The sequence below is a fragment of the Aeromonas sp. QDB20 genome (genome assembly GCF_027707805.1).
In the GTDB taxonomy this organism is placed as follows: domain Bacteria; phylum Pseudomonadota; class Gammaproteobacteria; order Enterobacterales; family Aeromonadaceae; genus Aeromonas; species Aeromonas dhakensis.
In genome coordinates, this window is the sequence record NZ_JAPCJC010000002.1 from 404,236 (window position 1) to 424,501 (window position 20,266).

Below are 20,266 nucleotides of genomic sequence, written 5' to 3' on the forward strand. Positions count from 1 at the left end.
TATTAGCCCTGCGGCACTCGAACCCCCTTGTCGAGGTAGAGGCTGCTGTAGTGAGCACGATGGGTGACGAACATCACCTGATGGCGGCTGCCATCGGAGAGGATGATGAAATCACCGGCCTGGGCGGGGCTGTGCAGGCTGATCTCATGTTCGGGGGCGGTCAGCTTGTCGACCTCCTCCTTGAAGGTGAGAGTGTAAGAATACATAGGGTGCTCCACTGCAGGACCTTATACAGACACGCCTCAAAGGTAGTTGCTGTCGCCCGGCTCTGCGGCGCCCAAGCGGCACCCGTGTACCATTTAATTTACCGGCCACGGCGGGCTCGCTATCTTATGGAAAGCGGCCTGCGGTATGTGCAAACACAGTCGGCAGACCAGGGTTATCAGCCATCGTCAGGAGCAAGTCATGACAGAGCCAGCAGCACAGTGGAAACCCGAGTTGGTGCGTATTGCCGCCTTCTCTTCTGGGGAGACGGGAGGCAATCCGGCCGGGGTCTGGCTTGGTGCTCAGCTGCCCGCTACCGAGGAGATGCAGCGCATCGCCGCCGAGGTGGGTTTTTCAGAGACGGCCTTTGCCGCGCCGCTCGCCATTGCCGATGAGCCTGCCGGGACGGCGGCGCCGCAGTGGCGGGTGCGTTACTTCTCTCCACTGGCCGAGGTGCCTTTTTGCGGCCATGCCACCATTGCCCTTGGGGTGGCGCTGGGCCGTCGGGTTGGCCCCGGTGAGTATGGGTTGCAGCTCAATCAGGCCACCATTTCGGTCTCGAGCTGGCTGGATGGGGAAGGGGAGTGGCAGGCGGCGCTGCAATCGCCCCCCACCAGCAGCAAGCCAGCCCCTGCCGAACTGGTGAGCGCCGCGCTGGCGCTGTTTGGTTATACCCGGGCTGATCTGGATCCCCGCATTCCGCCGGCCCTTATCCATGGCGGCGCCGATCATCTGGTGCTGGCCCTTAACAGCCGCACGGCTCTGGCGGCCATGCACTACGAGATGGCCGCGGGGCGCGCCCTGATGCAGCAAGAGGGGCTGGTCACCATCTTGCTGGTTCATGCCGCCCGCGAGCAGCTGTTTCATACCCGCAACCCCTTTGCTTATGGCGGTGTCTATGAAGATCCCGCCACCGGTGCGGCCACCGCAGCCTTTGCCGGTTACCTGCGGGACCTGCACTGGCCCCACGGTGGCATCATCGATCTCTTGCAGGGGGAGGAGATGGGGATGGCATCGCACCTGCACGCCGAGATCCCCCCCGAGCCCGGCAGTTCAATCCGGGTATTTGGCCGCGCCCGTCTGATGTAACCCAGACAATAAAAAACCGCCATCAGGCGGTTTTTTCGTTGTGTCGAGGGGAACCTGCATGGCTGCTTTGGCCTATTGCGGCTCGTGCTCCTCAGATGGGATCTGCTCCTGGTTATCGCTCTGTAGCCAGTGCAGCAGCTGGCGAGCCACCTGCGGGCTGCCGAGCAGCGCCATGTGACTGGTGCGATAGGCAATCATGGTATGGGCGGGGAGAAAGGCCAGCTGGTGGCGAGCCTCGTCATGCAGGCCAAGGGCACTGCGCAGGGGCACCAGACCATCACCAATCAACCGGTCTGCCAGCAGACTGCGTTTGGCCGCCGTGGTGGCCGCAATGGCAAAACAGCGGACTCCGCCCGGCAGGGGCAAGGGCGTACGAGGATCGATCAAGGGGGAAGGAGGGGGGCTCAGGGCAGGGTACGGCTCCATCACCTTGCCGTGGCGCAGATCCTTGATACCGGCGCTGCGCAGCTGTGCCAGTCTGACGAACGGCTCGCTGTAGGCCGTCACGGGCAGCAGTCGTTCCAGCCAGTGGCCCACTGATTCGAGCGGCGCGCCATGATGGGGCGTGCCGAGAAACAGCAGATTTTTAAGGTGAGCCGGCCATGCCAGGGCGGCCATGTCGGCGCTGTGACAGGCGCTGCGGATCACCAGCCCGCCCATGCTGTAGGCCAACACGCTGATCTCGCCAAGGCCGCCGGGCCAGTGAGCTGCCAGTTGTTCCAGCTGACAGGCCAGTGCTTGACCGCTCTGCACGATGGAGAGGCCCGAGTTGTAGCGCACATAGATGGGCACGTAACCCAGCGCCTTGGCCAGCATCTCACCGTGGTTGACCGGCGCATCCTGATGCCGGGTCTGCCACTGCAGATCGTTCATGCACAGCCCGTGCACCATCAGCAGCACCCGCCCGCGAGGGGGCAGTTGCGCCGGCAGGCTCTGCCAGTTCAGGGGATTGCCGAGATAGCGCAGGGTCATGGGGGTGGCCAGGGCATTGTGACTCTCGACCAGCTTGTCCCCCATCACGCCATTGAGGGTGGCGAGCAGGGCGGCGCGGCTGGGCGTGTCGGGAATGTGCTGCAGGGGCGGGGCTGGCGGCAGATGGGCAAGCAGGGTATGGAGGCCGCTGCCCAACGCGCTGGCGGCGCCATGTACCCCCTTGTAGACCAGCCCGGTGATCCCCGCCGTCTTTCCTTCCTCCCGCCCTTTGAAGCCCATGCCGCTCAAGACCGCCTGATGGACGGCTTCGGTGAGCTGTATGGTCGCAGGCAGGGCCTGAATGGACAGTCGTGTCAGTTCGCGAATGTCCGCAAGATGCCAGGAAGTGGCGGGTAGTGGTGCGGTTGGTTGCGTCATTAGAGCCCCCTGTGAAGATATTGCCGGCCTGCTCCCGCCCGGCCGCGAACAGCGTGCACGACAACCAGCTTGCGCCCTTTGCCCCGGGTTTGCCAGTAACGCGCCGACGGTTCTTGGCAGGAAAAACTACCTCGTGCGCCTAAAGGCTACGAGCGTGATCTTTCCTTGGTGCGAGTCGGGTCACGGCAGCGGGCAGCAAAATCCACTCTACTTCTTTTCCATATGGCACCGAAATGGGGAGGCGAAGATGTCACTGTTTGATGAGCGCAGGGTACAGGGTCTCTGTGCCCGCTTGCTGGAGGACAGCGATGAGAAGGGGTATTCACTCGATAGCAAGCATGGCCGCGGATTGCGAGATCTCTTGCAGGCTGTGGGCGGAGTCAAGCCGGTGGGGCGAGGGGCTCGTTATGTGCTGACTGATGCTGGGCGAGCTTATCTAGCAGCACAGTTGGCACAGGTGGCACCAGTGATGCCAAACAGGCGTGACACCATACGGGCTCTCGGGGCTAACCTGCCTGCGCGCCTTAACCTGGCCAGTTTTCATGCCCTTTGGCATGGGGACAGCAAAAGCGGGATAGGTCCAGATAATGATGCTATCGACATAACATTGACACAGGATGAGGTGGTCCGGCTGCGTACCATGAGCCCGTTGCTACTCATTGATAAGAGCGGCCAGCGCCATGATATGACGGCACAGTTGGCGCTATTGGGAGAGCTGGTCTTGCCGGAGCGTTGTCTTTGCAAGTTGCAGGGCATCGAGTGGCAAGGACAGCAGATAGTCACGGTGGAGAACAAGGGGGCCTTCGTGGATTACCCGTTGCAAGCAGGGGAGTTGTTGCTTTATGTGCCTGGCCGCAATACCAGACTGGCGCGGCAAGTGATCCCGCTACTGCCGGCGGTTGTGCCTTGGGCCCATTTTGGCGACCTGGATCAGCGGGGATTGGATATCGCTGCTGAACTGGCCAATGCCCTCCATCGCCCCTTGGTGCTCTGGTTGCCCGATGCGTTGGTGGCGTATGTTCATTACTATGCCCGCCCGCTGACTCAGCGTCTGGAGGGGCAACTGATCAGCAGAGGTAAGACGCCCTGGAGACTTGAGCCTGAGACCGGCGGGCATGGCAATCCGCTGGCAGAGGCTCTCATGTATCTGATCAGGCTGGGTCGGTGGCTGGAGCAGGAGGTATTGGTACTGGCTAGGGGATGGCAAGCATGGCCATTGAACGTGGCTTGCGACTGATATCGCCATAAAAAAACCGCCATCAGGCGGTTTTTTTATGCTGCTGGCCCTTATTTCAGGGCTTTCTTCAGCTTCTTGATTTTGCTCTCGTGCTTGGCAATTTTCTCGAGGCGGGTGGCGATCTTCTTCTTGATCTCTTTCTTGCTGACTTTGGCCATCTGGCGTGCTCCTTTTGGCTGTGATGACACTCGCGGTGTCGGGGGTAGGTCAGTCCATGAAACACCAGAGTGCCACAGGGTTGCTGATGACACCAACCTTTCGCTCAAAATAACGGCAGACAGCATGCTGGCGTAGGGCCTTGTGCTGCGACGCTACGAAGCCAGAACAGGGGAATGGCAGGGCAATCGACAGCCATAAAAAAAGCGCCCCGCGGGGCGCTTTTGTATCGGTGCGTGAGGGCGATCAGGCCTTTTTCAGGTAGGCGGCGACCAGCACGATCTGCACGCCGTTGACCTTGCCTTCGATGTGCAGCGGGTTGTTGGTGAGGCGGATGCCCTTCACCAGGGTGCCGCGCTTGGCGGTGAAACCCGCCCCCTTGACGTCCAGATCCTTGATCAGGGTCACCGAGTCACCTTCGACCAGTACGGCGCCGTTGGAGTCGACGGTCGGTACGCTGTCGTCATCCTCACTGGCCAGGCCGGCTTCGGCCCAGGCTTTGGTCTCGTCTTCCATGTACATCATGTCCAGCATGTCCTGGGCCCACACCTCGCCTTGGGCGGAGAGGCTTTTCAACTGGCGCCACGCCATGACCTGTACCGCAGGTACCTGGCTCCACATGCTGTCACCCAGGCAACGCCAGTGGTTGACCACTGTAGTTTCTGGCTGCTCCAGCTGGCCACGGCAGGTGTCGCACAGGGCAACGCTGTGATCATCATCGCTGGCCGGAGAGTGGGGGACCGCGAAGGCAGTCAGCGCCTGCTCGGCACCGCACAGTTCACACTTGGCGCCCGCGCGCGCTTGCAGGATGGCATTGATGGTCATGTTTTGGTTCCATTCACGTTGGTAAAATGGCCCGCGCTGGGCAGGCCAAGATAATGAAGGGGCGGAATATACCACAAAACCCCGCTCTTTGTCAGGCTAAGCCCCGCCGCAGGGCTATGGCGGGGCGGAGGAATGGGCCGAAGGGGCTCTCTTTGCCCGTGCTGAAGCCCGGTGATGGCGGCACACCCATGCCGGCGCAGCATGGATGAGAGTGCTTTTTGGCGCGGGATCGCTAGAATGAGCCTCCATTTTGACGGCAGAACAGGGGCGCGCGTGCTGGCTCAACGTTTTCAACAACTGGACCGGCTGCTGAGCGAAGCCCGGCACTGGTGGCAATACCAACCCTATCATCACCTTGACCTCGCCTTTGCCAAGGCGGCGCCGGCGCTGGCTGAGCGGCTCAATGCCCTGTCGCTGGCCGAGATTGAGCGGCTCGATGGCGACATGCCTGCCCTGTGCGAGCTGCTGGCCCCCTGGATCCCGCAGGGTTCAGCGTTGCATGCTCTGAGCGCGTTGCCGACCCTGACGGGCGACCCCATCCCGTGCGAGCGGACCATGGCGATGTACATGCCGGGGCGCAAGCAGGCCCAGATTGAAGCCTTCACCGCCTGCCTACCCGCCCATCGCGGCCCCTATCTGGAGTGGTGTGCGGGCAAGGGACACCTGGGGCGGCTGGTCTCCCTGCACCGTCAAGCCGAGGTGCTGAGCCTGGAGCTGCAGGCGCCCCTGTGCGAAGAGGGGCGCCTGCTGGCCGCCCGCGACGGCGCCCGGATGGCATTTGTCTGTGCCGATGCCTTCGCCGATGAGACCGCCCAGCTGATTGCACCGGCCCATCACGCCATGGCGCTGCACGCCTGCGGCGAGCTGCACACCCATCTGATTGAACAGGTGGCGGCGCGCGGTGCCAAGGGGGTGACCCTTTCCCCCTGCTGTTATCACCTGATCCGCACCAGCCACTACCGCCCGCTCTCCGGCCCGGCCAAGGCTAGCGTGCTGCAGCTTGCCAAGAGCGATCTGAAGTTGCCGCTGCAGGAGACGGTCACCGGCGGCGCCCGCATCGCTCGCCTGCGGGAGCAGGAGGTGGCCTGGCGGCTGGCCTTTGACTGCCTGCAGCGCCAGGTGCGCGGGGTGGATGAGTATCTGCCGGTGCCCAACATGCAAAAGAGCCTGCTGACCGGCACCTTCGAGGATTTCTGTGGCTGGGCGGCCGAGCGAAAGGGGCTGCTGTTGCCGGCCGGCCTCGACTACGCCGGGTTTCTGGCAAAGGGGGAGGCGCGCTATGGCGATGTCGCCCGCATGGAGCTGGTGCGTCACCTGTTTCGCCGTCCGCTGGAGCTCTGGCTGGTGCTGGATCGCACGCTCTTCCTGCAAGAGCAGGGCTACCGGGTGGAGGTGGGAGAGTTTTGCGACAAGCCAATGACCCCCCGCAATATCCTGATCCGCGCGGTGCGCACGCCAGAAAGATAAGCGGCGGGTCCCGTCGTTGCGGTGTCTGTTGCAGCGGCTTGCTGTTTACCCTGATGTCGCCGATTGGGGCGTTTGTTTTGTTGAAAGAGCGGCTTTTCCGCTCTTTTTTCATTTTTCTTCGGTTTATTTACATATATCCGGCCGCCGCGTAAAAACATCGGTCCACAATGCATTTTATGGCGGCCGACCGGCAGAGTGAATTGGCTCACAGTTCCAACAATATTCTTAATTCTCATCGTGAATTTAGTGGCTGATAATATTACTCTCGATGCGACTCTTATCCCGACGTTATTCTGACATAAGGACTGTCTGTTATGTTCAAGCCTACACATTGTGCCTGGCTGGTTGCGGCTGCCTGCGCATTGCCAAGTCATGCCATGAATATTCAACCCGATCCACAAAATGCCGGTGGATATGTGATTTCCGCACCGGATCTGGCGGCGGTTGAAAAATCCAAGACGGCCAATCCCATGTACGGGATCTGGGCAAAGGCGTTGGCGACACGTTCCAATACCATTGTCGATGCCATCAAACCGAGGGCGGCCAGCAACCCGGATAACGTCAAACGGGTCGAGCGGGTATTCACCGAATCGGACTGGGATTATTTAACCCAGATGGCGGCGCCGGAATATACCTACGAACGCTTCTTGCGGGCGGTCGGTAAATTCCCGGCTTTTTGCGGTGAATATACCGATGGCCGTGATGCCGATGCCATCTGCAAAAAATCCATCATCACCGCTTTTGCCCATTTCGCTCAGGAGACCGGCGGCCACATTGCCAAAGAGAATATCTCCGACAACCCGTTGGCCCTGGAGGAGTGGCAACAGGCGCTGGTGCACGTGCGCGAAATGGGCTGGTCGGAGGGGCAGACCGGCTACACAACCGGCTGCGGCCAGAACGACTGGCAGAACAAGAAGTGGCCCTGCAGCACAGGGCAGGGTTATTTCGGCCGCGGCGCCAAGCAGCTATCTTACCACTTCAACTACGGCGCCTTCTCCGAGGCGATGTTTGACGGCGATGCGTCTGTGCTGCTCAACAACCCAGGGCTGGTGGCGGACTCCTGGCTCAACCTCGCCTCCGCCATCTGGTTCTTCCTGACCCCGCAGGCTCCCAAGCCCGCCATGCTGCACGTGATTGACCGCACTTGGGTGCCCTCCCAGCGCGAGATCGCCGCCGGTATCGGCTACGGCTTTGGCACCACCATCAACGTCATCAACGGCGGCATCGAGTGCGGCGAGCAGAACAAGGATAAGGGTCAGCCGGTCAACCGCATCCGCTACTGGGAAGGGCTGGCCAAGCATTACGAGATCCCGCTCAAGGCCGACGAGAAGAACACCTGCTGGCAGCAGACTCCCTATGGCAGCCTCAACCTCAACGGCGCCACCGACGTGCTCTACACCAACTGGGACGGCAACTGGAAATACTATCCGGATCGGCCAGGCGGCTACTCGTTCGAATGTGAACTGGTGGGGTTCCAGACCGCCTACTCGGCGCTGGTGCCAGGAGATTACGAGAAGTGTGTGACCAACTTCTACGGCTCCCACGCCAACTGGCCCAAGGTGCGAGTAGTGGCCAAGCTGGATCCTGCGCCGGTTGACCCGACCGATCCCCCCGTGGGCGATGTACCTGCCTGGAGTGCCAGCAAGGTCTATACCGCGGGCAATCAGGTGAGCTACAAGGGGGCCATCTATCAGGCCAAGTGGTGGACCCAGGGCAATGAACCGGGCAAGGGGGATCCCTGGGTGCTGGTGCCGGCGAAATAAAGCAAAGCGGCCTGGATCAATTCGCGAGACGATTGATACATCTATTCAGCCAAGTAGGGGGACAGATTGTCCCCCTTGTTCCATATCCGACATGGAAAAATTGAGTTTGCATTTAATTTGGCAAGAGAGGGCGATACTCCGGCCCTTATCACTTATATGAGGGCCCGATGAGGGGGATAATAACCGACAGCCACAGATGCTGATGTTGGAAGTCAGTCATTTATATCGAGCTGACTCAGTTCTTTATCTTGGGGTGAAGCCAGCTGAACTTTATTCAGCTGAGCATTGATGATGTGTTGCCTTATTAAACTGGCCCTTGTTTTATCCATCAGGCATGCCTCACCCAGCCGATATTTTATCGGGAAATGACATGCAAGAGTTAAAAGGATTGGCCGCCATCTCGCCATGGGATATCACTGTGCAAATGAGTAAACATCAGGGAGCAACCCCATGTTCAATATTGCCGTGCATGTTGAAATACCGCTGACAGAGGTCGGGGAGGGCATCAAGGCGGCCAAATTTCAGGGCCCGGAAGGCAACCGGATTGCATTGCAGGTGCGCTGGCCGCCGGCTTTGTGAGTCATCTCGCAGCCGGTTTTGTGATGGGGACGGTGGCCGACGAGGGCGCAACATGGTACTCATCTGATCCGGCAGTGGCTGCAATGACGCGATCAGGTCAGCGACGACAAGCGACAACAAGATGCAAGGAGCAGTGATGAAGGGACATTGTTTGTGTGGCGGGATTGAGGTCTCGGCCGGCGATCACCAGGAGGTGGGGGTGTGTCACTGCAGCACCTGTCGGCGCTGGTCGGGCGGCCCGCTGTTTGCGGTGCACTGCGGCAAGGAGGTGCACTTTAGCGGGCTCACCCCGGTGGCCTATCGCTCCTCGGAGTGGGCGGAACGGGGCTTTTGTCCCACCTGCGGCACCCACCTTTTCTATCACCTGTTGCCAACGGATGAGTACATAGTGCCGGCCGGCCTGTTTCAAAACGAATCTTTCCAATTGGCGAGCCAGATCTTCATCGACGAGAAGCCCGATTTTTACGAGCTGAAAAACGAGACACCAACCCTGACCGGTCAGCAGGTGTTCGAGCAGTTTGCGCCCAAGCCGTGAGCATGGGGCGAGGTAGCGTGAGCATCGGCCGCAATCAAAGGAACAGACCATGCAATTGGTAGTGATGCGCCACGGGCAAACCCCGGCCAATGCCGAGGAGCGCTATCAGGGGGCGCTGGATATCGGTCTGAGCGACACCGGCGTGGCCCAGATCAGCGCGCAGGCAAAGATGCTGGTCTTGGCGCAGGCCCCGTTTCAGCGGCTGCTGAGCTCCCCCTTGCTGCGGGCACGGCAAAGTGCGGCCCTGGTGGCGGACGAGCTGGCGTTGCCGGTGATGCTCGCCCCCGCGTTTCGTGAGCGCCATGTCGGGGTGTTCGAGGGGCTGACCCAGCAAGAGGCGCGGGAGCGTTATCCTGCGCTGTGGGCCCGCAACATCACCCGGCGCTGGGCCGAGGCACCGCCCGGCGGCGAATCGCTGGACGAAGTCATTGCCCGGGTCGGGCAGGGACTGGCGGAACTGGCGCAGAGTTGCCATCAGGAGCGGGTGTTGCTGGTGGCGCACGGCGTGGTGGCCAAGGTGATCCGGGCGCTGACCGTGGCGGGATTTGACGACTTCTTCGAGTGGCAGCTGGCCAACGGAGCCCTGCTGGAGGTGTCGCTGGCATGTGACGACGCTGGCGGGCCGCTGCGTCTCTTTGCCCGGCCGGGCAGTGAACATGGTCTCGCTACCTTGAATTGAGGAAGGCGCCAGGCCTGATGATTGTCTATCAGGCGTGGCATCGCCTATCAGGGGGAATCTGGCAGCGCCTTCCTTGAGCAGTTGCGCCCCTGTTTCTTGGCCAGATAGAGGGCGGTATCGGCCCGGCGCACCATGCGTTCCACCGTATCCTGCGGGCCCAGACTGGCACTGATGCCGATGCTGATGGTGAGCGGCACCTCGGTGCCTGCGCCCAGCTGATGCAGCTGCGACTCGACGGCGAGGCGGATCCGCTCCGCACTGGCCCAAGCCAGCTCCAGCGAGGTTTCCGGCAGCAGCACGATGAACTCCTCGCCGCCCCAGCGGCCCAGCATGTCCACCTCCCGCAGCTGTTTGGCAACCCGCTTGACCAGGCTCAAGATGGCCTGATCGCCCTGTTGATGGCCATAGGTGTCGTTGATCTGCTTGAAGTGATCGATGTCGATCAGCAGCAGGCTCATGGTGTGACTGAAGCGCTGGCAGCGCTGCATCTCCAGCTTGACCAGCTCGTCGAAGCGGCGCCGGTTGGCGATCCCGGTGAGGGGATCCGTGGTGGCCGCCACCTTGAGCTCCTCCACCAGCTTGGCCCGCTCCGAGATGTCCCGCAGGATGGCGGTCATCTCGGTGGTCTGGCCCAGGTTGATCTTGGCGATGGTCACCTCCAGCGGAAATTCGCTGCCGTCGCGGCGCAGCCCCATCACGGAGGCGCGGGCGTGCATGGGGCGCGAGTTGATGGGGGAGTTGCTGAAGGCCTTGAAATAGCCGTCGTGGTTGGCCCGAAAGCGCTGGGGCAGCAGGGTTTCCAGCCGCTTGCCGAGGTAGCTTTCGTCCACCCCGAACATCTCGCAGGCGGCGGTGTTGATAAGTTCGATGCGCGACTCGCTGCTGACGCTGATGATGCCGTCATAGGCGGAGTTGACCACCGCCTCGAAGCGCTTGCGGCTCATCTTGAGCGCCTCTTCCAGCTGCTTTTTGGCGGTGATGTCGATAGCGGTGACCATGATGCGGGTGATGCGGGACTGCTCGGGAATGATGGGGGAGATGACAAAGCGCCACCAGCTGGTGCGCGACAGGGTGTCGATGGGCAGCTCGCTCTCGAGCCCGGTCTGCTGGCTCACACACTCGTGCATCGGCTGCTCTATGCTGCCGGTGATGTAGCGGGGAAACATCTCGCCCAGGCGCTTGCCGATGCAACCCAGCACATCCAGCTCGAAGGCCTGGGCAAAGGTGTCGTTGGCGGAGATGAGGGTAAAGCGATCGTCCTTGTCGAGGGAAAACACCGCGACGGCGGCACCGATGGCATCGAGAGAGGACTTGATATCGGCGTGGGAACCCTGTGTGAACATGCAACCTCCATGGCGAATAACATATTGATATTCAGTATAGTGCGGCCGCTTTGATACCCGGTTGGCGGGAGCCGGGCAGGGGCCGGCCACAGAGCGCCCGCTCTGGCAAACTGGCCGGTCGGCCCGGATTGGGCTTTACTTGCGGGCATCTACAAACGGCACCGGATCCGGCGCAGCGGTCTGGTCAGCGCAACGAAGCAGGGAGGGCGAGATGAAGATCAGCATCGAGGCACATATCGAGCAGGAGATAGAGGCGGTCTGGTGGGCCTGGAACGATCCAGACTGCATCGCCAGGTGGAATGCGGCCTCCAGCGACTGGCACACCACCAGCAGCCGGGTCGATCTGGTGGTGGGTGGGCGCTTTTGCCATCACATGGCCGCCAAAGACGGCAGCGCCGGTTTTGATTTCACCGGCACCTTTACCCGGGTGGAGGCGCCGACCCGCCTCTCGTTCTTGATGGATGACGGGCGCGAGGTCGATGTGCGGTTTGCGAGCGAGGCGGGCGGCACCCGGGTGCAGGAGACCTTCGATGCCGAGACGAGCCACACCCCGGCTCAGCAGCAGGCGGGCTGGCAGGGGATCCTCGACAACTTCAAGCGCTACGTGGAGGCGGCAGGCTAGGGGAGAGGTGCCAGTACCAATAAAAAACCACCGCCAGACGTCGGTGGTTTTTTATTGCGCCCTGATTGTGGGGCTCATACCGCTGGCGTTGCCGGCGGGTAGCGCGAAGGCGTTACTCCTCGATATCCAGCAGCACCAGGATGGCGCTGTCACCGCCCCACTCGCGGGGGGCCTGATGGAACGCCTGTACATTGGGGTGTTGGGCCAGCCAGCTCGGGATGCGCTGCTTGAGGATATGTTTGCCGATGCCGTGCATCACGGAGGCGACGTGAATGTTCTCGCGTCGGCAGAGAGTCAGCAGGGCCGCCAGCTCCTGTTTGGCCTGCTGCTGGTTCATGCCGTGCAGGTCCAGGTAGATCTCCGGCGGATAGCTGCCGCGCTTGAGCTTTTTGAGCTCGAATTTCGACACATCTTCGCGCACGTAACGGGTCGGTCCATCCTCTTCCAGATGGGGCTGGTATTCATCGCTGAAATAGTGGTCAACCCCAAGGGATTCGCGGCTCTCACGCATTTCGCGTTTCTGCTTGACCGGGCGTAACTCGGCCCTTATGGTATCTTGCTTGATTTTCCGGGTACCTTTTATCGCATCGCGGAACAGCAGGGTTTCCTCGTCTGTCGGTGAGGGCGTTTTTTTCATCAGGTACTCGTCTTGCTCGCTGTATAGAATTCTCGGGCCGGATATTACTCGACTTGGAGGTGGATTTGGACAAGATATTTATCGATGAGGTGGTTGCCGAGATGCACACCATCCAGGACATGTTGCGCTGGGCCATGAGTCGTTTCAACGACGCCGGGATCTTCTACGGACATGGTACCGACAACGCCTGGGATGAGGCCGTGCAGCTGGTACTGCCCGCGCTACATCTGCCGCCGGACGTGGATCCGGCCATGCGCCACTCCCGCCTGACCACCAGCGAACGGCACCGCATCGCCGAGCTCATCATCCGCCGCGTGCAGGAGCGCATTCCCGCCCCCTACCTGACCAACAAGGCCTGGTATGCCGGTTGGGAGTTCTACGTGGACGAGCGGGTGCTCATTCCCCGCTCCCCCATCGCCGAGATGGTGGCCAACCGCTTCGCCCCCTTCCTGAAAGACGAACCGACCCGGATCATGGATCTCTGCACCGGCTCCGGCTGCATCGCCATCATCATGGCCCACGAGTTCCCGGAAGCGGAAGTGGATGCCATCGACATCAGCGTCGATGCCCTCAACGTGGCCGAGCGCAACATCAACGATCACGGCTTGGAGCAGCAGGTCATTCCGATCCGCTCCGATCTGTTCCGTGATCTGCCGGTCGGCGACAAGTACGATCTCATCGTCTCCAACCCGCCCTACGTGGACTCCGAAGACATGTCGGATCTGCCGGACGAGTTTCGCCACGAACCCGAGCTGGCGCTGGCCTCCGGCTCCGATGGCCTCAAGCTCACCAAGCGCCTGCTGGCCAATGCCGCCGATTTCCTGAAAGACGATGGCGTGCTGGTGGTCGAGGTGGGCAACAGCATGATCCATCTGGAAGCCCAGTTCCCTGACGTGCCCTTCACCTGGGTGGAGTTCGAGAACGGTGGTCACGGCGTGTTCGTGATGACCCGTGCCGAGCTGGTGCAGTACCAGGACCATTTCGCGATTTACAAGAGCTAAGCAGGAGCAAGCATGGCAGGGAACAGTTTCGGCCAACTCTTTCGGGTTACCACCTTCGGCGAGAGCCACGGCCTGGCGCTGGGCGCCGTGGTCGACGGCTGCCCGCCGGGGCTTGAGATAAGCGAGGCGGATCTGCAGGGGGATCTGGACCGGCGCAAGCCCGGCACCTCCCGCTACACCACGCCGCGTCGCGAGCCGGACGAGGTGAAGATCCTCTCCGGGGTGTTCGAGGGCAAGACCACAGGCACCTCCATCGGGCTGCTCATCGAGAACACCGATCAGCGCTCCAAGGACTACTCCGACATCAAGGACTTGTTCCGTCCGGGCCACGCCGATTACACCTATCACCAGAAGTACGGCCAGCGCGACTATCGCGGCGGCGGTCGCTCCTCCGCCCGTGAAACCGCCATGCGGGTGGCGGCGGGGGCCATTGCCAAGAAGTACCTGAAACAGGTGCACGGCATCGAGATCACCGGTTTTCTCTCCCAGCTCGGCCCCATCAAGGCCGAAGCCTTCGACGCCGCGCAGATCGAGCAGAATCCCTTCTTTTTCCCCGATGCGGGCAAGCTGGAAGCGCTCGACCAATACATGCGCGATCTGAAGAAAGAGGGCAACAGCATCGGTGCCAAGGTGCAGGTCATCGCCAGCAATGTGCCGGTGGGTCTGGGTGAGCCGGTGTTCGATCGTCTCGACGCCGACATCGCTCACGCCATGATGGGCATCAATGCGGTGAAAGGGGTGGAGATCGGTGACGGGTTCGCGGTGGTGGAGCAAAAGGGCTCCGAGCATCGCGACGAGATGACCCCGGCCGGCTTTGCCAGCAACCATGCGGGCGGCATTCTGGGCGGCATCTCGTCGGGTCAGGATATCGTGGTGAGCATGGCGCTCAAACCCACCTCCAGCATCACGGTGCCGGGCAAAACGATCAATACCGAAGGCGAGGCCATCGAGATGATCACCAAGGGTCGCCACGATCCTTGCGTCGGCATTCGCGCCGTGCCCATCGCCGAGGCGATGCTGGCCCTGGTGCTGATGGATCACCTGCTGCGCCACCGTGCCCAGAACCAGGGCGTGCTGACGCATACTCCGCAGCTGCGCTGATCGGCTTGTTCACCACTCGGCTGATCGGGTGGCGCTACCGCAGACAAAATGAAAAGGCGACCTCAGGGTCGCCTTTTTGATGGCCATTCATCCCCTATTGGCGATTGGGCCGGGGGACGTGTCGGCCGCCGGGTTGTCGAGCCGGCAGGTGGGCAGGGTGGGGTTGCCGCTTGCCGGCGGCAGGTTGGCGATCGCCGCATCGACCCGGGCCAGGGTGTCGTCATCGATGGCGCTGTTGGCAAACATCAGGCTGACCGGCTGGTGGTGGAGCAGCAGCTGGCAGTGGATAAAACCGTCGGCCCCCAGCTGTTGCAGCCGGTAACGAGCGTATTGCCACTCGACGATGATGCCGTCGAGGCGGCGGGCCAGCAGCAGATCGATCAGCCGATCGTCGCTGTTGTATTCACTCGCCTGTTTCAGGGCCGGGCAGGATGCCATCAGCTGGGTCGGCCGGGTGCCGCGCAGCTTGCCAAGGCGCAGCTGGCTTTGCTGGCAGAGCCCCTGCAGGCTCTGCACATCCTGCCAGGGTTCACGCTGACCGGGGATGGGATCGCTGCTCAGCAGCACAAAGGTGCTGCGCCGATAGGGGGCCGAGAAGCGGGCGAAGGCGCGCCGCTCCGACGTATCGAGCGCCCCCATGGCGAGATCGAGTTGCTGCTGCTCTATAAGATGAAGGGCCCGGGCCCAGGGCAGGTTGCGAAAGCGGGGCGAAAGCCCCGCCTGGGCCAGGATCTGGCGGGTCAGGCTCACGTCCAGCCCATCCAGCGTCCCCTGAGCATTGATGTAGCTGAACGGTGGCCAGTGGCCCCAAGCGACGGACAACCTGGTGTTGGCCTGCAGCGGCAGAGTGAGGGCAAGCATCAGCAGCAACAGCCAGTACCGGCCGGCAGACAGAAAATGAACACGCATGAACCTGAACCTCCTTGTTGCAGGATCGCCGCGGCGGCGTCGCCATGGTCTGGCATCAAGCATAGCCTGATTCGAATGAGTTCTTGAACGGCTTTTCTCGGCGGGACGGTGACCGGCTTTTGGCAAACATGCTGGGAGGAACATCACATTTTTCTCGTTTCTCCTCAATAACTCCGTTAGACTGCGCCCCTATTCTTTCCCCTTTGCTCTGCTCCCCGGGGAAATCGTTGTGTTCTCAACAGGCCCGGATCTGGCGAGATGGCATCGGCTCAGCAGAGGAGCCCCATCACGGATCCCCGGCGCCCCTATCCCTAGCAGGTAACTATGAGTTTTACTTCCCTCGGTCTGGCCGAACCCTTGTTGCGTGCCGTTGCCGAGCAAGGCTACGACACCCCGTCTCCCATTCAGCAACAAGCGATCCCGGCGGTACTGGCTGGCCGTGATCTGATGGCGGCAGCCCAGACCGGGACCGGCAAGACCGCAGGTTTTACCCTGCCGATGCTGCAACGCTTGACCGAGAGCAAGCGCAAGGTCTCCCCGAATCGCATCCGTGCCCTGGTGCTGACCCCGACCCGCGAACTGGCCGCCCAGGTGGGCGAGAGCGTGCGCAACTACGGCAAGCACCTGCCGATCCGCAGCCACGTGGTATTTGGCGGCGTGAGCATCAACCCGCAGATGATGGCGACTCGCCGTGGTCTGGACGTGCTGGTGGCCTGCCCGGGCCGCCTGATGGACCTTTACAACCAGAACGCCGTCAAGTTCGACGAAGTGGAAATTCTGGTGCTGGACGAAGCGGACCGCATGCTTGATATGGGCTTTATCCGCGACATCCGCCGCATCCTGGCTCTGCTGCCGAAAAAGCGTCAGAACCTGCTCTTCTCCGCCACCTTCGCCGACGAAATTCGCGAGCTGGCCACTGGCCTGTTGGACAACCCGGCGGTGATCGAAGTGACCCCGCGCAACAGCACCGCCGAGCGCATCGAGCAGCTGGTGCACCCGTGCGACAAGGCCAACAAGATTGCCCTGCTGAGCCACCTCATCTCCAGCAACAACTGGCAGCAGGTGCTGGTGTTTACCCGTACCAAGCACATCGCCAACCGGGTTGCCGAGAAGCTTGAGAAAGACGGCATCAGCGCCGCCGCCATCCACGGCAACAAGAGCCAGGGGGCCCGTACCCGCGCCCTGTCCGGCTTCAAGGATGGCAGCGTGCGCGTCATGGTGGCGACCGACATCGCTGCCCGCGGCCTCGACATCGACAAGCTGCCCCAGGTGGTCAACTTCGAGCTGCCAAACGTGGCGGAAGATTACGTGCACCGTATCGGCCGTACCGGCCGTGCCGGCGCCGCCGGTCACGCCATCTCCCTGGTGGCGGCAGACGAGGGCAAGCTCATCAAGGCCATCGAGCGGCTGACCAAGCAGAGCATCCCCTGCGAGCAGGTGGCCGGCTTCGAAGCCTCCCGCGAGACGCTCGACAACATCGCCCGTGGCATCGGTGCGCCGCTGCGCAAAGAGCCGCGCGATCCGAGCGAGCAGCGCCGTGCGCCACGTCCGCAAGGCCAGGGCCAGCGTCAAGGTGCCGGTCGCTCCGGCAATGGCGCCGGTGGTAACGGTGGTGGCAATCGCACTGGCAACGGCGGCAAGCCCAAGCCCCAGGGTGGCCAGCGTCCGGCCGATGGTGCCGGCAAACCGGCCCAGGCTCGTCGTCCCCGTCGCGCTACTCACAACCAGTAAACGGCCTGGGAGCCTGCTCCCTCGCTCGGTTGATGTAAAAAGCCCCGCCAGTCTGGCGGGGCTTTTTCATTAAATACCTTGCTGGATCCAGTCGAGGTGATTGGATTTGAAAAGATCGACGCCGGTTTGTCGTATCGAGTCTATCCACGTCGTAGCACCTTGATCGCTTACCTTGTAGTGAGTAATGGCGATCTCCTTGATGATCCTGTGTTCGTTTTCAAGGGTTGTGGGCATGAGGCCCGCATCATCGGTATTGATACAGACCCTGACCGGCCCACGGCGCAGACCGAATCGATTTGCGCTGTTACCGGCTTGCAAAGCCTCCGTTGTCGGCGGGCTCCAGCGGAATATGGGGTGCTCTTCGTAGCTCTCCAATCGGCCGATATAGAGGTTGGAAGTCGGGCAGGCCTCAAGCACCCACTGGTTTTGGCTGAACTTTTCCAGCATCAGATCTTGTAGTGCCTCATAAAACTCCAGATCTTCATCCGTCAAATAATCTTTGCGAGAGTCAGCAAGGGTTGGCATATCGGCAAGGCCTTTGGTAACCGGCAATGTTGGATGATATTGGATGTGAACCCACTCCTCCTTTTTACTGGCGGGTTTTTCATCGAGATAATGTCGCCAAATATCTTGTTCTGGTGTACCGAGCTGTTTGCTCAAATCAAGGTCTGCGCATTTCTGCAGCTTGGCCCAATCGGGTAACCAGAGCGGCTTTTCCAGCCCAAGGACACCATGCTCTTTATTCACCATATCCGGGCAGTTACGTCGTAATAGCCATGCTTGATGCAGTTGGATTGGGGAGTACTCCTCGTTATAAACAAGCCGTGAGTAGATCCGGATTTTTTCCTGAATACGCAGCAAGGTGGCTTGAAATGTCGATACCTGATGGCCCAGTTCAAGACCACGCTGATAACTCCAGACGAGATTATCCAGATATTCTCTGATGGGGAGGTAGCAACTATGTTGGCGCTTGGCCCAGTCGTAAGGATTAATGCCAATCGCCAATCCATGGCCAATGCGATCACCCGGGCGATAATCACAGAAGGTGACGGCTTCATCGATGGTTCTCATTCCGCTTAAAATATGAGCAAAGTCTTCTCCCGCATGTAGAGTCACAAAGGGTTGGCGTAAGCGCTTTTCAATCGGATAGTGCTGGGGGAAAAGCGCACTTCTCAGTACTCTGATCGCCGGTGCAAACACCTCGATAGGAAGGTGGTTTTCATTTCCCGCAACATCAATTCCGCGCAGCAGTGCCCGAAGATCGACCCGGGTGCTGTCGGGAAAGGGGATTACCGGAATGCGCGCTGAATCCAGAGTGACGGAGTGAAAAAAATGCTGCAGATCACGGGTTTTTTGAAAAAAAGATTCGCGTGATGATAAATATCTGCGGTCTTTGATTTCTTTAGGATTTTGCCGAGAGAAGTGTGCGACAAAATGAACCCGGTTATGAATATTGTTATTTAATAGCTGTTTAGCCCATAAAACTGTGTTTTTAATGATGTCATCAGGGCCGACTCTAAACTCTCTGAAGTGATTGTCAGGAAGATCGGATAATAGGCTGAATGATTTGTAATTTATGGTGTTTGAAGTGGGTTTTCTATATGAGAACCCAAAAAAACTGACAAAATCCCCCAGTCCGACACCGGAGACCACCATATAGTTTCTTAATATGTTGGCACAGAGAATAAAGCTGGAGAGCAATCCATATTGATTTAGTTTTTGGGAGGCAAGGAGCAGTGCAATAATTAATAACAGCCAACGACCCGTACTCTTCTCATCCAGCGCAGCTTGCAGCAGGCGCTGGGAAAGAGAATCAGCAATGTCATAGCGGATAATTGGTGTTTGCTCTTTGGCAAGATAAAGATCCAAGTGTTCCCAGTCCACCCGTGCTGGTGGATTTTTATTCTGCTTATCACTCCACAGCTCCGTGACGAGCTGCGCATAGATAGCATGAAATAGCACAGGTAGATGATTTTTATTTCTATGACCACTGTTAAAGAGTGAATGTTCCTGGCGGCTCGGCCATTTTTTATTGTCGAGTTCTTTTCTGGATGGGTATTTATAATTCAGCGCAAAATCGGCCAATGAAAGGCTATGGTGGCCGTGGCCACCAAGATGCACATGATTATCGGCAATAGGCTTGCCATCAAAGCGCTTGGGTAAAGCGCTGATACACTGGGTGCGAGCGAGCTCAATCATCTGCTCGGCAGAGAGAATGCCGTGGTTGAGTAAATGGGCATAACCGGCACCTATTATCCAGGCCGAGTCAACCTGCGTTAATAGAGAGAGCCAGTTATCGAGATCACCATGTTTCACTTCAAACCGGTCGCCGCACCAGTCGAGATAGTGCTCGCTTAGCTTGCTGAGCAGTTGAGCCAGATCCGCTTTTTGCTCCGTCGACTCCAACCATTGCAATAGCGCCGGCTTTATATCTTCCTCGCGTATTTTTCCCGGCAGATAGGATTGAAAATCTTGTAGTGCGAGGCGGTATTGTGTTGACCATTTGACGTCAAGCTCAGATCTTAGATAAACATCCAGTAGTCTATCTGATGCCAAGGGGGCACAGGAACTTATAATATGTGTAGATAGACTAAGCATTTAAACTGCCTTGTTTAAATTTGGAATCCAACGCAGCATACAATCTTACAATGTCCGCTCCTTTATGTAAGTTGTTAACATCACCAAATATATTGACAAGCTTTTCATAGAGGGAGTAAATAACCACCTTGCTATATTTATCAGAGTTCAAATTGTTTTCTATATATGAGATAACATCTTTTAATTTCATTTCGCCAAAGAGGTTTTTAACAGCAGTTTTAGCATCACTTTGTTGTCTTTCACTTGCTCTTTTCTTTGCTTGCCCATTTTTTTTGGTGGTCGACCTTGGTGATGGTGAAGTCCAGTTTGACTGGTTAGTTATTCTCGAGGAGGTTTTTTTATCGTCAAATTTAACAAAAATAGGGTGTTCCGGGAATTCAGATAATAAGTGCGACACTCATGGATGAATGGCGAGAGGTGGCCAACTGCTGATTGGTGGT

General features: G+C 59.5%; 19 protein-coding genes. 11 read left to right on the plus strand and 8 right to left on the minus strand.

Annotation, left to right across the window (positions count from 1 at the left end; translation table 11 throughout):
- Positions 1–2: 2 nt before the first annotated feature.
- On the minus strand, positions 3–206 hold the full coding sequence (locus PG897_RS03650; protein ID WP_017785290.1) for a hypothetical protein: 204 nt from the start codon (positions 204–206) through the stop codon (positions 3–5).
- Positions 207–405: 199 nt separating this feature from the next.
- Between PG897_RS03650 and PG897_RS03655 the strand changes: the two genes are divergently transcribed.
- A complete protein-coding gene (locus tag PG897_RS03655; RefSeq protein WP_024942525.1) occupies positions 406–1,293 on the plus strand; it encodes a PhzF family phenazine biosynthesis protein in 888 nt (295 codons plus the stop codon).
- Between the two features lie 72 nt (positions 1,294–1,365).
- Here PG897_RS03655 and PG897_RS03660 read toward each other — a convergent pair whose 3' ends face one another.
- Positions 1,366–2,643: an esterase/lipase family protein gene (locus PG897_RS03660; RefSeq protein WP_024942526.1), complete on the minus strand. Its 1,278-nt coding sequence runs from the start codon at positions 2,641–2,643 to the stop codon at positions 1,366–1,368.
- A gap of 247 nt (positions 2,644–2,890) precedes the next feature.
- On the opposite strand from PG897_RS03660, the gene PG897_RS03665 reads away from it, so the two are divergent.
- The gene (locus PG897_RS03665; protein WP_043170199.1) at positions 2,891–3,880 is read left to right on the plus strand and encodes a Wadjet anti-phage system protein JetD domain-containing protein; all 990 of its coding nucleotides are present in this window, start codon (positions 2,891–2,893) and stop codon (positions 3,878–3,880) included.
- Between the two features lie 402 nt (positions 3,881–4,282).
- Here the strand turns inward: PG897_RS03665 and PG897_RS03670 are convergent, their stop codons facing one another.
- Complete coding sequence (locus PG897_RS03670) at positions 4,283–4,861, minus strand: PhnA domain-containing protein (RefSeq protein ID WP_065017663.1); 579 nt, start codon at positions 4,859–4,861, stop codon at positions 4,283–4,285.
- 237 nt (positions 4,862–5,098) lie between these two features.
- Here PG897_RS03670 and PG897_RS03675 point away from each other — a divergent pair, with 237 nt between their 5' ends.
- The 5 genes from PG897_RS03675 (at position 5,099) to PG897_RS03695 (ending at position 9,884) form a co-directional block, all read left to right on the plus strand.
- Positions 5,099–6,328, plus strand: a complete 1,230-nt coding sequence (locus PG897_RS03675) for a methyltransferase (protein ID WP_270828739.1) — start codon at positions 5,099–5,101, stop codon at positions 6,326–6,328.
- Positions 6,329–6,642: 314 nt separating this feature from the next.
- Entirely contained in the window at positions 6,643–8,091 is a 1,449-nt protein-coding gene (locus PG897_RS03680) for a chitinase (RefSeq protein WP_080632942.1), read from the plus strand.
- Positions 8,092–8,541: 450 nt separating this feature from the next.
- On the plus strand, positions 8,542–8,670 hold the full coding sequence (locus tag PG897_RS03685; protein ID WP_252604692.1) for a glyoxalase: 129 nt from the start codon (positions 8,542–8,544) through the stop codon (positions 8,668–8,670).
- Positions 8,671–8,806: 136 nt separating this feature from the next.
- Complete coding sequence (locus PG897_RS03690) at positions 8,807–9,205, plus strand: GFA family protein (protein WP_252604693.1); 399 nt, start codon at positions 8,807–8,809, stop codon at positions 9,203–9,205.
- A gap of 49 nt (positions 9,206–9,254) precedes the next feature.
- The gene (locus PG897_RS03695; protein ID WP_270828740.1) at positions 9,255–9,884 is read left to right on the plus strand and encodes a histidine phosphatase family protein; all 630 of its coding nucleotides are present in this window, start codon (positions 9,255–9,257) and stop codon (positions 9,882–9,884) included.
- A gap of 47 nt (positions 9,885–9,931) precedes the next feature.
- Here PG897_RS03695 and PG897_RS03700 read toward each other — a convergent pair whose 3' ends face one another.
- Positions 9,932–11,227 carry a sensor domain-containing diguanylate cyclase gene (locus PG897_RS03700; RefSeq protein WP_005300576.1) on the minus strand — a complete coding sequence of 432 codons (1,296 nt, stop codon included), beginning with the start codon at positions 11,225–11,227 and terminating at the stop codon, positions 9,932–9,934.
- A 211-nt stretch (positions 11,228–11,438) separates the two neighbouring features.
- Between PG897_RS03700 and PG897_RS03705 the strand changes: the two genes are divergently transcribed.
- Positions 11,439–11,849: an SRPBCC family protein gene (locus tag PG897_RS03705; protein WP_017764565.1), complete on the plus strand. Its 411-nt coding sequence runs from the start codon at positions 11,439–11,441 to the stop codon at positions 11,847–11,849.
- 112 nt (positions 11,850–11,961) lie between these two features.
- Here PG897_RS03705 and smrB read toward each other — a convergent pair whose 3' ends face one another.
- A complete protein-coding gene (gene smrB / locus PG897_RS03710; protein ID WP_017764564.1) occupies positions 11,962–12,486 on the minus strand; it encodes an endonuclease SmrB in 525 nt (174 codons plus the stop codon).
- A gap of 65 nt (positions 12,487–12,551) precedes the next feature.
- Between smrB and prmB the strand changes: the two genes are divergently transcribed.
- A complete protein-coding gene (gene prmB / locus PG897_RS03715) occupies positions 12,552–13,487 on the plus strand; it encodes a 50S ribosomal protein L3 N(5)-glutamine methyltransferase (RefSeq protein WP_005300587.1) in 936 nt (311 codons plus the stop codon).
- A gap of 12 nt (positions 13,488–13,499) precedes the next feature.
- Positions 13,500–14,588, plus strand: a complete 1,089-nt coding sequence (gene aroC, locus PG897_RS03720) for a chorismate synthase (protein WP_010634057.1) — start codon at positions 13,500–13,502, stop codon at positions 14,586–14,588.
- Between the two features lie 87 nt (positions 14,589–14,675).
- Here aroC and PG897_RS03725 read toward each other — a convergent pair whose 3' ends face one another.
- Positions 14,676–15,497, minus strand: a complete 822-nt coding sequence (locus tag PG897_RS03725; RefSeq protein WP_270828741.1) for a substrate-binding periplasmic protein — start codon at positions 15,495–15,497, stop codon at positions 14,676–14,678.
- Positions 15,498–15,821: 324 nt separating this feature from the next.
- On the opposite strand from PG897_RS03725, the gene PG897_RS03730 reads away from it, so the two are divergent.
- Positions 15,822–17,228, plus strand: coding sequence for a DEAD/DEAH box helicase (locus tag PG897_RS03730; protein WP_268028706.1), 1,407 nt, complete (start codon positions 15,822–15,824; stop codon positions 17,226–17,228).
- A 69-nt stretch (positions 17,229–17,297) separates the two neighbouring features.
- Here PG897_RS03730 and rdrB read toward each other — a convergent pair whose 3' ends face one another.
- Together rdrB and PG897_RS03740 are read right to left on the minus strand one after the other, a co-directional pair.
- Positions 17,298–19,784 (minus strand): antiviral RADAR system adenosine deaminase RdrB, encoded by a 2,487-nt coding sequence (gene rdrB, locus PG897_RS03735; protein WP_270828742.1) that lies wholly within the window; start codon positions 19,782–19,784, stop codon positions 17,298–17,300.
- A 34-nt stretch (positions 19,785–19,818) separates the two neighbouring features.
- The gene (locus PG897_RS03740) at positions 19,819–20,223 is read right to left on the minus strand and encodes a hypothetical protein (protein WP_270828743.1); all 405 of its coding nucleotides are present in this window, start codon (positions 20,221–20,223) and stop codon (positions 19,819–19,821) included.
- Positions 20,224–20,266: the final 43 nt, after the last annotated feature.

Coding starts and splice junctions, on each gene's coding strand:
- PG897_RS03650 (WP_017785290.1), bottom strand. CDS start 206: ATGTATTCTTACACTCTCACCTTCAAGGAGGAGGTCGACAAGCTGACC.
- PG897_RS03655 (WP_024942525.1), top strand. CDS start 406: ATGACAGAGCCAGCAGCACAGTGGAAACCCGAGTTGGTGCGTATTGCC.
- PG897_RS03660 (WP_024942526.1), bottom strand. CDS start 2,643: ATGACGCAACCAACCGCACCACTACCCGCCACTTCCTGGCATCTTGCG.
- PG897_RS03665 (WP_043170199.1), top strand. CDS start 2,891: ATGTCACTGTTTGATGAGCGCAGGGTACAGGGTCTCTGTGCCCGCTTG.
- PG897_RS03670 (WP_065017663.1), bottom strand. CDS start 4,861: ATGACCATCAATGCCATCCTGCAAGCGCGCGCGGGCGCCAAGTGTGAA.
- PG897_RS03675 (WP_270828739.1), top strand. CDS start 5,099: ATGAGCCTCCATTTTGACGGCAGAACAGGGGCGCGCGTGCTGGCTCAA.
- PG897_RS03680 (WP_080632942.1), top strand. CDS start 6,643: ATGTTCAAGCCTACACATTGTGCCTGGCTGGTTGCGGCTGCCTGCGCA.
- PG897_RS03685 (WP_252604692.1), top strand. CDS start 8,542: ATGTTCAATATTGCCGTGCATGTTGAAATACCGCTGACAGAGGTCGGG.
- PG897_RS03690 (WP_252604693.1), top strand. CDS start 8,807: ATGAAGGGACATTGTTTGTGTGGCGGGATTGAGGTCTCGGCCGGCGAT.
- PG897_RS03695 (WP_270828740.1), top strand. CDS start 9,255: ATGCAATTGGTAGTGATGCGCCACGGGCAAACCCCGGCCAATGCCGAG.
- PG897_RS03700 (WP_005300576.1), bottom strand. CDS start 11,227: ATGTTCACACAGGGTTCCCACGCCGATATCAAGTCCTCTCTCGATGCC.
- PG897_RS03705 (WP_017764565.1), top strand. CDS start 11,439: ATGAAGATCAGCATCGAGGCACATATCGAGCAGGAGATAGAGGCGGTC.
- smrB (WP_017764564.1), bottom strand. CDS start 12,486: ATGAAAAAAACGCCCTCACCGACAGACGAGGAAACCCTGCTGTTCCGC.
- aroC (WP_010634057.1), top strand. CDS start 13,500: ATGGCAGGGAACAGTTTCGGCCAACTCTTTCGGGTTACCACCTTCGGC.
- PG897_RS03725 (WP_270828741.1), bottom strand. CDS start 15,497: ATGCGTGTTCATTTTCTGTCTGCCGGCCGGTACTGGCTGTTGCTGCTG.
- PG897_RS03730 (WP_268028706.1), top strand. CDS start 15,822: ATGAGTTTTACTTCCCTCGGTCTGGCCGAACCCTTGTTGCGTGCCGTT.